This is a genomic window from Ruegeria sp. CE8 (genome assembly GCF_056537465.1).
Genome location: NZ_JBQFRP010000002.1, coordinates 105,770 through 118,028 on the forward strand (window position 1 = coordinate 105,770; position 12,259 = coordinate 118,028).

Genomic DNA, 12,259 nt, shown 5'->3' on the forward strand with positions numbered 1-12,259 from the left:
ATGGCCAAGCAATTTTCGAGTTTGGACGACGCGCAGCGCAAGTTCATCGAAGAACAGCATCTGTTCTTCGTTGGCACAGCTGCGCCGGATGGACGGGTCAATATCTCGCCCAAAGGCATGGATTCTCTGCGTGTTCTTGGCCCAAACCGGGTTGCCTGGATGAACCTGACCGGCAGCGGTAACGAGACCGCCGGGCATCTGCTTGAGGTCAACCGTATGACGCTGATGTGGTGCTCGTTCACGACGCGGCCGATGATCTTGCGCACCTATGGCGCAGCGCACACGCTGCACGTGGGTGACGCAGGCTGGGACGAACTGGCCGATCTTTTTCCGAACCACCGCAGCGCCCGGCAGATCTATGATCTTAACATCGATCTGGTTCAGACCTCGTGCGGCTATGCCGTTCCTTTCATGGAGTACCAATCCGAACGGGATACGATGCAAAAGTGGGTCGATGGCAAGTCTGACGAGCAGATCCAATCCTATTGGGTTGAAAAGAACCATCAAACCATAGATGGCAAACCTACGCGTTCCACGACCTGAGCTGCTTGATGCTTGAAACCTATTTGGACCAGATACAGGCCCATTCGGACCCAGATCGCGCTGAACAGATGGCCGCGTATCACAAGATAAAGCGCCCTTATCTGGGCGTGGCTAATCCTATCCTGAACGACCTCACTAAAGCTTGGCGGCAGGAATTAGATGTTGCCGCGCGCGTGGACCTAGCGGATGCGCTGTGGCAGACGAATATCCACGAAGGTCGCCTCGCCGCCGCCAAACTGCTGACGCAGGCCCGCATCCGACCGGACGAGGCTGTGTGGAAGTTATTGCAAAACTGGCTACCCGATTTTGACGCATGGGCCGTTGCGGATCACGCGTGCATGGCGATGCAAAAGCGTTTGTCGGCCGAACCGGCGCGGCTGGATCAGGTGGAAGCCTGGACAACCTCGGATCACATGTGGACGCGACGCGCGGCGCTGGTGGCCACTCTGCCTTGGACCAAGCAAAACCACCCCAAGCCAGACGACCTGACACGCCGGGACCGTATTCTCGGCTGGGCCGCAGGATATGTTTCTGACCGCGACTGGTTTATTCAGAAATCTATCGCCTGGTGGCTGCGCGAACTGTCCAAGCACGACCCGGACCGCGTGATCGCCTTTCTCAATTCGCACGGAGAGACGATGAAGGCCTTTGCGCGAAAAGAGGCCGGGAAGTATTTAAAAAGTCAGTTGGAATAGACTTCCAACTCTACCAGCTCATCAAACGGCAGCAACAGCGCTCGCATTGCATCCAGTGAAAGCCGGCTTCCGCCCCCTGCCGGGCCAGATACCGGAACCAGAGTAATGTAAGCCTGTGCGCCGGTTCTGGGTACGACGACCCGACCTGTGAATTCGGTCTCTACCAAAGGTGTTTCCAACCAGCGACCGGGCGTTGTTGGGTCGCCTAACCCTGCGATTGTGGTCTTTGGCCCGAACCATCCGGCCGCCGTGGCTGCAACTGGCTGCGGCTCTACCACCTCTTCCACGGCATTGGGTTCTGCTTCTTCGGGTGTTTTCTCACCACCAAAGACACGGTCGGTTGTCGACCGCACGGTGTCACATCCCGCCACCAGAATACATAAAGCCAAAAGCGCATATCTCATGGCGCAAGCCTACCGTCCTGCGCGCATCTGTACCAGCGCAAAGCGCAGTTCGCCCTTGCCGCAGAGCGGTTGCAGCTTTACCTATGTCGCATGACTGCTCCACTCATCGACCCATTCGCACGCGCCATCACCTATCTCCGCGTATCCGTCACGGATCGCTGCGATTTCCGCTGTGTCTATTGCATGTCCGAGGACATGACCTTTCTGCCCAAGAAAGACTTGCTGACTCTGGAAGAGTTAGACCGCATGTGCTCGACCTTCGTGAACATGGGCGTTGAAAAGCTCCGCATCACCGGTGGCGAGCCTCTGGTGCGGCGCAACATCATGACTTTCTTCAACTCGATGACCCGTCACCTGGAAAGCGGCGCGCTTAAAGAGCTGACGCTGACCACCAACGGCTCGCAGCTGCATCGCTTTGCCGATGATCTGTACGCTGCCGGGGTACGTCGGGTAAATGTCTCGCTGGACACGCTGGACGAGGACAAATTTGCCAAAGTTACGCGCTGGGGCCGACTGAAGCAGGTGCTGAACGGTATCGACGCCGCCCAAAAGGCTGGCCTGCGGATCAAGATCAATGCCGTGGCCCTGAAAGGCTTCAACGAACCTGAACTGCCCAAGATCACAGAATGGTGCGCCGAGCGTGACATGGACCTGACCTGGATTGAGGTCATGCCGATGGGTGATATTGGCAACGAGGATCGCCTCGACCAGTACTGGTCACTCAAGGATGTCCGTAAAGAATACGAGAACCACTATACTGTGACGGATCTTGCGGAACGCACCGGCGGCCCTGCACGCTATGTACGGCTAGAGGATACGGGCCAAAAGATCGGCTTCATCACGCCGCTTTCACATAACTTCTGTGAAAGCTGCAACAGGGTGCGCCTGACCTGCACCGGTGAGCTGTACATGTGCCTAGGTCAAGAGGATATGGCCGATCTGCGCGGCGCTTTGCGGGATAACCCCTATACCGACCAACCGCTTGAGGACGCTATCCGTTCGGCAATCAACCTCAAACCCAAAGGGCACGATTTCGACTATTCGCGCCAGGCGGTCGACGGCCAGATGAGCCGCCACATGAGCCACACAGGCGGCTGACATGCCAGCCCATTCCGACCGGCCAACGCTGCTGTACCAATTGTATTGCGGCCTGACTTCTGTCGCGGGTCCACTTGTCTGGCGCACGGTTCGCAAAAAACTACAGGCCACGGACGTCCCTGACGCCCGCCAACGGGAGCGTCTTGGCCACGCCAGTCTACCCCGTCCGGTTGGGCGGTTGATCTGGTTCCATGCAGCCAGCGTGGGCGAGACACTGTCTGTCATAAGCCTGATCAAACGTCTGGGCGAGCGCCTGCCTGATGCAGAGTTTCTAATCACCTCCGGCACGCCCACTTCCGCCGCACTGATCGAAAAACGGATGCCGCCGCGCACGCGTCACCAATACCCGCCACTGGATACTGCTGGCCCGGTGCAACGCTTTCTGGACCACTGGTGTCCGGACGCCGGTATCTTTGTTGAAAGCGAAATCTGGCCGCGTCTTATCGTCGAAGCCTCTCGCCGCGATGTTCCACTGGCGCTGCTCAATGCACGTCTGTCCGATCGGTCGGTCGAGGGATGGAAAAAACGCCCCCAAACTGCGCGATTCATCCTGAACCATTTCTCGTTATTCTTGACTCAGAACGACAAGACGGCGGCCAATCTTCTCGACATGGGCGCACGGCCCGACCGGGTGCAACAAGGCACCAACCTCAAAGCGATGTCTGATCCGCTGCCAGTGGATCAAACGACATTGGATGACCTTCGCAACCAGGTTGCCGATCGTCCTGTCTGGATTGCCAGCTCGACCCATGCAGGCGAAGAGGAAACGGTTCTGGCCGCCCATGCCAAGCTGTTGAAACGCTGGCCCGATCTGCTTCTGTTGCTGATCCCCCGTCACCCCGAACGGCGGTCAGAGGTTGCAGCTCTGTTGGAAAACGCCGGCCAATCTGCTGCCTTCCGATCCAAAGGTGACAAGATCACACCGCAAACCCAAGTCTACGTCGCGGACACGCTGGGTGAGACCGGCACGTGGTACGCCTTGTGCCCCATCGTGTTCCTGGGCGGCTCGCTCAAGGAAATCGGCGGTCACAATCCATTTGAACCGGCACAAGCCGGGGCTGCGGTGATCACCGGCCCCGGGTACTACAATTTCGCGGAAACCTTTGCACCTTTGATCGAAAGTGGCGGCGCGACCGAGGTCAACTCTGCCTCGGAGCTTGCGGATGCCGTTGCGATTTGGTTGTCAGACGACGCGGCGCTGAACAAGGCCCGGGCTGGCGCAAAGTCCTGTGTGAACACTCAGAAATCCGCGCTGGATAGTGTGATCGACACATTGTGCGGTACGCTCGATCTCACCTGACCCAGCAAGGATCCGACTTCATCTGGCCAAAAATATCCCGGGGAGCGCGAGGGGCTGGCCCCTCGCTTCCCGACATCACCATCAGGCAGCTGGCATCCGCTGCTCCACAATCTCAGCCCACCAGCTGCACCCAGCCGGAATAGCTTCATCATTGAAATTGTATTCGGGATGATGCACGGCTGCTGTGTCTCCGTTGCCAACCAGAATGTATGCCCCAGGCCGCTCTTCCAGCATAAAGGCAAAATCCTCACCGCCCATGATCAACGGTGCCTCATCGCAGTCACCCGAGACTGAGCGCGCGACATCTGCGGCAAATTCGGTTTGTTCTTCGCTGTTCACCATCACCGGGTAGCCTCGGTAATAGGTCACATCCGCCTCACCTCCAAACGTCGTGGCGATACCATTACAGATTTCATTGATGCGCTTTTCAGCTAGATTGCGCATGTCCTTGCTCATTGTACGGACGGTCCCTTTGATCTTCACCGTTTGTGGGATCACGTTGAACGCGTTTGAAGACGTTTCGAATGACGTTACCGAAACCACAATGCGATCGATCGGGTCTGCGTTCCGCGACGCAATGGTCTGCAAGGCCAAAACAGCCTGCGCGGCCATCACTGTGGTGTCTACTGTCTCATGGGGTTTGGCGGCATGCCCGCCTTTGCCTTCGAAAGTGATATCGAACTGATCCGTGGCTGCGAAAAAGGCACCGGGTCGAATGGCAAAGCTGCCAACGGGGCGGCCCGGCCAGTTGTGCATGCCATAAACCTCTTGAATGCCCCAGCGGTCCATCATCCCGTCTTCACACATTTCGCGCCCGCCGCCACCGCCTTCTTCGGCGGGTTGGAAGATCACGACCACAGTGCCATCGAAGTTTCGTGTCTCGGACAGGTATTTCGCAGCCCCCAACAGCATAGCCGTGTGTCCGTCATGCCCACAGGCGTGCATGGCGCCGTCGGTTTTCGAGGCATAGTCCAGACCCGTCGCCTCATGAATCGGCAGCGCATCCATATCCGCCCGCAGGCCGATCACCTTGCCGCCTGTGTCAGTCTTGCCCTTGATAACGCCAACGACACCGGTACGCCCAATGCCCGTCACGACCTCATCGCAGCCGAACTCTCGCAGCTTATCGGCGACCAGCGCGCTTGTGCGGTGCGTTTCGAACAGGATCTCGGGGTTTTCGTGAATGTCGCGCCGCCATCCGGTGATTTCGCCCTGCAATTCGGCGAAGCGGTTTTTGATCGGCATACTCTTCTCCCAACTTTAGTTTTTCTGGTTCCCTGCTTCGGTACAAGATCGTCGATACTCAATCCAAATCGGCGGGCCGCAGCGCGCCGGACAGCAGGACAATGAATACAGCCAGTGGCAGCAGAACCATGAATGCTAAGCGCAATGTAAGCATCTCTGCCAGAAACCCAATAAGCGGCGGGCCAATCAGCAACCCTCCGTATCCCAAAGTGGCCACGCTGGCGATCGCCTGCCCAGGAGGCACGTTGGGATCGCTCGCTGCCCTGCTGAAAGCCAAAGGCATGATCACCGCATACCCGATCCCCATCAAAGCGAACCCCGCCAGCGCCAGCCCCGCCTCGGCGGCAGACACGACGCAGAATACTCCCAAGGCAGCTGAAACTCCGCCAAAGCGCGCGACTGCGACCGGCCCGAGGCGGGCGATAGCGAAACCACCTGCCAGCCGGACCGCAACCATCGCGACCGAGAACACCGCATATCCCAAAGCCGCGACGCTTTCGGTCGCACCGGTCGCGTCTCGCAGAAAAATAGCGCTCCAATCCGCTACGGCACCTTCACCTAGCGTGCCACACAGGGCCGTGAAACCGACAAGGATTAACGCACCCGAGGGCAATGCAAAAACCTTGCCAGTGGGAGAAACAGCCCGGCGCGATGTCCACGACACCCATGACAGCGACAAGGCCAATCCGACGACAACTCCACCGGCCAGCAAAAAGTGCTGAATCACGGTCAGCCCCATCTGCACAGCCCCAAACCCGCTGAGCGCACCAAGGCCTGCCCCAAGGCTCCACATCGCATGAAACGACGACATGACTGGTTTTTTGTAGGCTTGTTCGACCTCAGCAGCCCAGGCGTTCATGGCGACATCCATCGAGCCGTGAAACGCGCCGAACACAAACAGGAAAGCCGCAAGCGACCAGAACCCTCCGGCCAAGGCCAGCAAAATCAGCGAAAGCGTGTACAGAACGGCGATGACCCGCGTCAACGCCACCGCTCCGAACCGGTCGGTCAGACGCCCGGTGATTGGGAACGAGCATACTGCCCCCGCCGCCATGAACAGCAGACCATAGCCCAGCGCCTCATGGGTCAGGTCCAGCCGATCCCGCACTGCTGGAATGCGAGAAGCCCAGATGCCGAATAGCGCGCCATTCAGAATGAACATGGCGGCCACGGCCCGCCACGCTGCCACGATTCCGATCACGGGAGATCCTTAGATTTAAGCGTCAAACGTGATCGTTCTACAGGCTGAATGCCGTCAGGCAAACACGGATTACTCCAGCCTTTTACGAATTTGCCGGATGGCGAACCAAACACCCAACACCACCGGGACCGTCACCGCCGCTGTCAGCATCCCCTTGCTGATTCCGGCCTTGGTAAGCGGATACAGCAGGTAGCTGACCAGAGACACCGCGTAATAGCTGATGGCGACCACTGATAGTCCCTCGACCGTATGCTGAAGACGCAGGGCAAGATCGGCGCGTCGGTCCATGCTTTCCAGCAGCGCCTGATTCTGGGCGCTGCGCTCGACGTCCACGCGGGTTCGCAACAACTCGCCCGCACGAATGGCCCGGTCGGACAGCGCTTGCAGACGGCGTTCCGTCGACTTCACCGTGCGGATCGCCGGATCATAACGGCGCATCATGAAGTCGGCAAAGTTCTGTCCACCCTGGAACCGTTCCTCGCGCAAGACTTCGATCCGCTGGTTCACGATGGCTTCGTAAGCCCCGGTCGCACCAAAACGGAACGAACACTGGGCCGACAGCGTTTCAAGCTCGATCGAAGTCGACAACAAGTCCTGCAACAGCTTGTCAGGTTGCGCCGAATTGTCGGTCATTTGCCCCATTAGCCGGGTAAGCTGTCCATCCAGTTCCCCGATACGCGGCATAAGCTGTTTCACACGGGCAAATCCAAGCATGGACATTGCCTTGTAGGTTTCGATCTCGCACAGACGCTGAACAATTCGCCCCGTCCTGCGCCGCCCGGTGCCTTCCGTCACGAACATCGCAAAGCGCATATGCCCCGCGGGATCGATCCGGAAATCGCTTGCACAGATGGCAGCATCGTCCAACACGCGGGCCACGGCAAGACTTTCGGGCTCGAACCAGTCCAACAGTTTGGATTTGACGACCTCGTCGCTCTGCCGCTCAACGACGCGCACCATTGCCGACGTAACCCTTTGGCCGGGGCTGGCCATCAGCCAATCCGGTGGGAATACCTCAAAATCAGCAGGGTTGAACGCCCGGTCACTGACATTTTGTGCGATCGCAGTGTAGGTCACGAACTCGGTATGTTGCTCCCATTTCAACCAATGGCGGCCAATCTGCCCCGCGTAATGCGTGGCGTCCGGTTGAGGGTGTTGCGCCCCGTGACGATCCAGAAGATCAATCAAATGAGCCAGATCTTCGCGACGATCTCGCGCAACGGCGGCTTCCGATTTCTTGATCGCCAGAAAGACCACCGTGCAAGGCATCGCTGCCACCGGAAACGGACGGGCGTGCAGTTCATTTGCCAACGCATAGCGCAGCGGATGGTCATCTATCGGTGTCATTTAGGGCTCCGTTTCATCCGAGGCACTATACGACACCTTCAAAATACATCAATTATCTTTTTATTTCATATACTTACGGGGATACGATTGTATACAATACATCTATCTCATTGATTTGGCTGCCACAGCTCGATGGGATTGCCTTCGGGATCGTGAATACGGGCGAACTTACCGACCTCACTGTCCCATTCGGCGCGTGTCTCAACAGCGATCCCGGCGGAGTCCAGCTGCGCAATCATGGCCGCCAGATCATCGACGCGAAAATTGATCATCCACTGCTGCTCGACCCGCCCGAAATACTCGGTATCCTGCGCGAACGGAGCAAACACTGTATACCCTTCGCGCTGCTTCCAGGGCACGGGATCGTAATGATTGACGCCCAGATGCTTTTCATACCACGCACTCAAGGCTTCGGGATCACGGGCACGGAAGAACACCCCCCCAATGCCATTTACTTTCTGCATGACCAAACTCCTGACATTAAATCCCACAAACCAGCGTATCATACTCCGCCTGCTTCATCTGGTTGCAAATACCTTGGGGGTAAGTGGGCAAAGCCCCTTTCCAAACAAAAAAAGAAAAGGGCGCCCGCAGGCGCCCTTTGCAATTTGGTTGTTCCCTTTGATCAGTCGATCATCGGCAGGAGCTTGTCGAGCGACTGTTTTGCGTCACCATAGAACATGCGCGTGTTCTCTTTGAAGAACAGCGGGTTTTCGATGCCCGAATACCCCGTGCCCTGACCGCGCTTGGACACGAACACCTGCTTGGCCTTCCAGCATTCCAGAACCGGCATACCGGCGATGGGGCTGTTGGGGTCTTCCTGCGCCGCAGGGTTCACGATGTCGTTCGAGCCGATGACGATGGCCACATCCGTGTCCGGGAAGTCGTCGTTGATCTCGTCCATTTCCAGCACGATGTCATACGGCACCTTCGCCTCGGCCAGCAGAACGTTCATATGGCCCGGCAGACGACCCGCAACGGGGTGGATCGCAAAGCGCACCTCTTTGCCCTTGGCGCGCAGCTTGCGGACCAGTTCAGAGACCGACTGCTGCGCCTGTGCCACGGCCATGCCGTAACCCGGGATGATAATGACACTGTCCGCGTCGTTTAGAGCCGCGGCGACACCATCGGCATCGATGGCCACCTGCTCGCCTTCAACCGCCATCTGCTCGCCCTGCGGGCCGCCAAAGCCGCCGAGGATCACGCTGACAAAATGCCGGTTCATCGCCTTACACATGATGTAGGACAGGATCGCACCGGACGAGCCCACCAACGCACCGACCACGATCAGCAGGTCGTTGCCCAAGGAGAAGCCAATCGCAGCCGCCGCCCAGCCCGAGTAGCTGTTCAGCATCGAGACGACCACCGGCATGTCGGCACCGCCAATGCCCATGATCAGGTGATAGCCGATGAACAGCGCAGCCAGCGTCATCAGGATCAGCGGGAACAGACCACCGGTCGAGGTGTACCAGACCAGGCAGATCAGCGAGAGACCCGCAGCCGCCGCGTTCAGCGCATGGCCGCCGGGCAGCTTGGTCGCCGCCGATGTGACCTTACCGGCCAGCTTGCCATAAGCCACGACCGAACCGGTAAAGGTGATCGCACCGATGAAGATACCGAGGAACAGTTCGACATGCAGGATAGCCAGTTCGGCCGAGGTCTTCTTGGCGATCAGCTTGGCAAACGCGCCCAGATCGGACAGATCCGCTTCTTTCGCGCTGTCGGCGATCGCCATGACCTGCGCCACGTTGCCGATTTCAAAATGCGCGTTGAAGCCGACGAACACAGCCGCCAGACCAACCAGAGAGTGCATCGCAGCAACAAGCTGCGGCATCTCGGTCATCTGGACGCGCTGCGCCACATACTGACCGATCAGACCGCCACCCGCGATCAGCAGTAGCGACAGCAGCCACAGACCCGAACCGGGGCCAACCAGCGTGGCAAAGACCGCCAGCGCCATACCGACGATGCCGTACCAGACCGCGCGCTTGGCACTTTCCTGGTTCGACAGACCGCCGAGCGAAAGGATGAAAAGGACAGCCGCAACGACGTAGGCGGCAGTAGTGAAGCCAAATTCCATGTGCCCGGCCTCCTTAAGATTTCTGGAACATGGCGAGCATGCGCCGGGTTACGAGGAAGCCGCCGAAGATGTTGATCCCGGCCATGAAGACGGACAGCGCCGCCAGCAGAATGACCAGGAACGACCCCGACCCGATCTGCATCAAGGCCCCAACGATGATGATCGACGAGATCGCGTTGGTGATTGCCATCAGCGGCGTGTGCAGGCTGTGCGAGACGTTCCAGATCACCTGGAAGCCCACAAAGATCGCCAACACAAAGACGATGAAGTGCTGCATGAAGCTGGCCGGAGCGATCAGCCCTACCAACAACATCAGCGCACCACCGACCCCCAAAAGGGTAAACTGCTGCTTGGTTTGCGCCTTGAAGGCTGCGATTTCCTGCGCCTTTTTCTCTTCCGGGGTAAGTTCTTTGACCTCGGGCTTTTTCTGCGCCGCGATCGCCTGCACTTTGGGCGGTGGCGGTGGGAAGGTGATCTCGCCCTCATAGGTCACGGTCGAACCGCGGATCACATCGTCTTCCATGTCGTGATTAACCTGACCGTCCTTCTCGGGCGTCAGGTCGGTCATCATGTGACGGATGTTGGTCGCATAGAGCGACGAAGACTGAGCCGCCATCCGGCTGGGGAAGTCGGTATAACCGATGATGGTCACGCCATTGTCGGTCACGATCTTCTCATCCGGCACGGTCAGCTTGCAGTTGCCGCCTTTTTCCGCCGCCAAATCAACGATGACCGAGCCGGGCTTCATGCTTTCGACCATGTCCTTGGTCCAAAGCTCGGGCGCTTCACGGTTCGGGATAAGCGCGGTGGTGATGACGATGTCCATTTCCGGCGCAAGCTCACGGAACTTGGCCAGCTGGGCGTTACGGAATTCCTCCGACTGGACCGACGCATAACCGCCGGTGGCCGCACCATCCTGCTGGTCTTCTTCGAAGTCCAGATAGACGAACTCAGCCCCCATCGATTCGACCTGCTCGGCCACTTCCGGGCGCACGTCGAACGCATAGGTGATCGCACCCAGCGAGGTCGAGGTTCCGATGGCGGCCAGACCAGCCACACCGGCGCCGACAATCAGCACCTTGGCGGGCGGAACCTTTCCGGCCGCCGTTACCTGACCGGTGAAGAAACGGCCAAAGTTGTTGCCGGCCTCAATCACCGCGCGGTAACCGGCGATATTGGCCATCGACGACAGCGCATCCATTTTCTGCGCGCGCGAGATTCGCGGGACCATCTCCATGGCGATCACGTTCGCGCCTTTGGACTTGGCCAGTTCCATCCCCTCTTCATTCCCGGCCGGGTTGAAGAACGAGATCAGTGTTTTGCCCTTTGTCAGGCGCTTCAGCTCGGTCTCGGTGGGTTGGCGCACCTTGGCAACGATGTCCGCCGTCTTCCACAGTGAGGCAGCGGTTTTTACAATCTCAACGCCCGCGGCTTCGTAGGATGCATCGGAAAAGCCAGCGGCCTCACCAGCGCCTTTCTCGATCAGGCATTCATAGCCCAGTTTCTGCAACTGCACGGCAGAGTCAGGCGTCATCGCGACACGGTTCTCTCCGTCCAGTATCTCTTTTGGTGTGCCTATCTTCACTGGCAGTCCCCCTAATTTTCACTCTGACCGAGCGGGTGGTCGGTATTGTTTGTTAAGCAAACATGTATCTCGCGCAACATTATTTCGCAAGCGCAGCATATTTACGCTGTGTCATTACAACATCACATCATATCCATCGGCGTGTCTGGCGTTCGTATCTGGCAAAATCCGCGCGAAAAGTTCTGCGCAATCGGTCCTCTTCTGGCACGATGAAACGCCGTTCGATCACCCAAACGAAAACCGGAATTAGAACCAGCGAAAGGACTGCATCAAACCGCAGGACCAGCCCTGCTAGGATCAGCACATCACCAACATAGATCGGGTTTCGGCTGCGTTTGAAAATCCCTGACTGCACAAGTGAAGTCGGTGTTTCATGCGGAATGATTGTCGTGCGATGGCGACGGAACTCGGCGATGGCCAACGCGATCAGGATCACTCCGCCGCCAATCAGAATTCCGCTGAGAAGATCGGTAATCCCGCTGTCCAATGACAAACCCATCGGCATATGCCGCGCCTGCAGCCATGCCAGCACGGCAAAGCCCAGCAACCAGACCGGAGGGATATCGATTTTACGCATGTCGGGCTGTCTTTCGTTCCGGCAGTGGTAAAAAATGTCGCTTTTGCCCGATGACCTACCGCTTTTCTGCAGCAATAGCAAAACCCCAGTTGGTCGCAGCAGAAAAACCTTTCTCAACCCAACGCGGTTGCCATCAGGTTCGTCGAACATAGACAGAATCTTTTGGATCAGATAGCCATTTGAT

Annotated in this window: 12 protein-coding genes; 4 read left to right on the forward strand and 8 right to left on the reverse strand. The window is 58.1% G+C overall.

The window, feature by feature from the left end:
* Window positions 1-543, forward strand: a complete 543-nt coding sequence (locus tag ACR0AA_RS03445; protein ID WP_480662690.1) for a pyridoxamine 5'-phosphate oxidase family protein — start codon at window positions 1-3, stop codon at window positions 541-543.
* A gap of 8 nt (window positions 544-551) precedes the next feature.
* Window positions 552-1,238 carry a DNA alkylation repair protein gene (locus ACR0AA_RS03450; protein WP_480662688.1) on the forward strand — a complete coding sequence of 229 codons (687 nt, stop codon included), beginning with the start codon at window positions 552-554 and terminating at the stop codon, window positions 1,236-1,238.
* Here ACR0AA_RS03450 and ACR0AA_RS03455 read toward each other — a convergent pair.
* Window positions 1,226-1,642, reverse strand: a complete 417-nt coding sequence (locus ACR0AA_RS03455) for a hypothetical protein (RefSeq protein ID WP_480662686.1) — start codon at window positions 1,640-1,642, stop codon at window positions 1,226-1,228. The two genes, ACR0AA_RS03450 and ACR0AA_RS03455, sit on opposite strands and share 13 nt — an antisense overlap.
* Window positions 1,643-1,732: 90 nt before the next feature.
* Here ACR0AA_RS03455 and moaA point away from each other — a divergent pair, with 90 nt between their 5' ends.
* The gene (moaA, locus tag ACR0AA_RS03460) at window positions 1,733-2,740 is read left to right on the forward strand and encodes a GTP 3',8-cyclase MoaA (protein WP_480755451.1); all 1,008 of its coding nucleotides are present in this window, start codon (window positions 1,733-1,735) and stop codon (window positions 2,738-2,740) included.
* A gap of 1 nt (window position 2,741) precedes the next feature.
* Window positions 2,742-4,040 carry a 3-deoxy-D-manno-octulosonic acid transferase gene (locus ACR0AA_RS03465; protein ID WP_480755452.1) on the forward strand — a complete coding sequence of 433 codons (1,299 nt, stop codon included), beginning with the start codon at window positions 2,742-2,744 and terminating at the stop codon, window positions 4,038-4,040.
* Window positions 4,041-4,121: 81 nt separating this feature from the next.
* Here ACR0AA_RS03465 and ACR0AA_RS03470 read toward each other — a convergent pair whose 3' ends face one another.
* The 7 genes from ACR0AA_RS03470 to ACR0AA_RS03500 all read right to left on the reverse strand — a co-directional run bounded on the left by ACR0AA_RS03470 (window position 4,122) and on the right by ACR0AA_RS03500 (window position 12,075).
* The gene (locus ACR0AA_RS03470) at window positions 4,122-5,285 is read right to left on the reverse strand and encodes a M20 aminoacylase family protein (RefSeq protein ID WP_480755453.1); all 1,164 of its coding nucleotides are present in this window, start codon (window positions 5,283-5,285) and stop codon (window positions 4,122-4,124) included.
* 58 nt (window positions 5,286-5,343) lie between these two features.
* On the reverse strand, window positions 5,344-6,486 hold the full coding sequence (locus ACR0AA_RS03475; protein ID WP_480662678.1) for an MFS transporter: 1,143 nt from the start codon (window positions 6,484-6,486) through the stop codon (window positions 5,344-5,346).
* A 69-nt stretch (window positions 6,487-6,555) separates the two neighbouring features.
* A complete protein-coding gene (locus ACR0AA_RS03480; protein ID WP_480662676.1) occupies window positions 6,556-7,833 on the reverse strand; it encodes a DUF3422 family protein in 1,278 nt (425 codons plus the stop codon).
* A 107-nt stretch (window positions 7,834-7,940) separates the two neighbouring features.
* Window positions 7,941-8,297, reverse strand: a complete 357-nt coding sequence (locus tag ACR0AA_RS03485; RefSeq protein ID WP_480662674.1) for a VOC family protein — start codon at window positions 8,295-8,297, stop codon at window positions 7,941-7,943.
* A 161-nt stretch (window positions 8,298-8,458) separates the two neighbouring features.
* Complete coding sequence (locus tag ACR0AA_RS03490; protein ID WP_480662672.1) at window positions 8,459-9,913, reverse strand: NAD(P)(+) transhydrogenase (Re/Si-specific) subunit beta; 1,455 nt, start codon at window positions 9,911-9,913, stop codon at window positions 8,459-8,461.
* Window positions 9,914-9,926: 13 nt separating this feature from the next.
* Window positions 9,927-11,498 carry a Re/Si-specific NAD(P)(+) transhydrogenase subunit alpha gene (locus ACR0AA_RS03495; RefSeq protein WP_480755454.1) on the reverse strand — a complete coding sequence of 524 codons (1,572 nt, stop codon included), beginning with the start codon at window positions 11,496-11,498 and terminating at the stop codon, window positions 9,927-9,929.
* Between the two features lie 127 nt (window positions 11,499-11,625).
* The gene (locus ACR0AA_RS03500; protein WP_480662668.1) at window positions 11,626-12,075 is read right to left on the reverse strand and encodes a methyltransferase family protein; all 450 of its coding nucleotides are present in this window, start codon (window positions 12,073-12,075) and stop codon (window positions 11,626-11,628) included.
* Between the last annotated feature and the right edge of the window lie 184 nt (window positions 12,076-12,259).

What these genes read in the sequence shown, in the direction of transcription:
- ACR0AA_RS03445 (WP_480662690.1), top strand. Translation starts at nt 1, where the DNA reads ATGGCCAAGCAATTTTCGAGTTTGGACGACGCGCAGCGCAAGTTCATC.
- ACR0AA_RS03470 (WP_480755453.1), bottom strand. Translation starts at nt 5,285, where the DNA reads ATGCCGATCAAAAACCGCTTCGCCGAATTGCAGGGCGAAATCACCGGA.
- ACR0AA_RS03450 (WP_480662688.1), top strand. Translation starts at nt 552, where the DNA reads ATGCTTGAAACCTATTTGGACCAGATACAGGCCCATTCGGACCCAGAT.
- ACR0AA_RS03465 (WP_480755452.1), top strand. Translation starts at nt 2,742, where the DNA reads ATGCCAGCCCATTCCGACCGGCCAACGCTGCTGTACCAATTGTATTGC.
- ACR0AA_RS03455 (WP_480662686.1), bottom strand. Translation starts at nt 1,642, where the DNA reads ATGAGATATGCGCTTTTGGCTTTATGTATTCTGGTGGCGGGATGTGAC.
- ACR0AA_RS03480 (WP_480662676.1), bottom strand. Translation starts at nt 7,833, where the DNA reads ATGACACCGATAGATGACCATCCGCTGCGCTATGCGTTGGCAAATGAA.
- moaA (WP_480755451.1), top strand. Translation starts at nt 1,733, where the DNA reads ATGACTGCTCCACTCATCGACCCATTCGCACGCGCCATCACCTATCTC.
- ACR0AA_RS03500 (WP_480662668.1), bottom strand. Translation starts at nt 12,075, where the DNA reads ATGCGTAAAATCGATATCCCTCCGGTCTGGTTGCTGGGCTTTGCCGTG.
- ACR0AA_RS03485 (WP_480662674.1), bottom strand. Translation starts at nt 8,297, where the DNA reads ATGCAGAAAGTAAATGGCATTGGGGGGGTGTTCTTCCGTGCCCGTGAT.
- ACR0AA_RS03490 (WP_480662672.1), bottom strand. Translation starts at nt 9,913, where the DNA reads ATGGAATTTGGCTTCACTACTGCCGCCTACGTCGTTGCGGCTGTCCTT.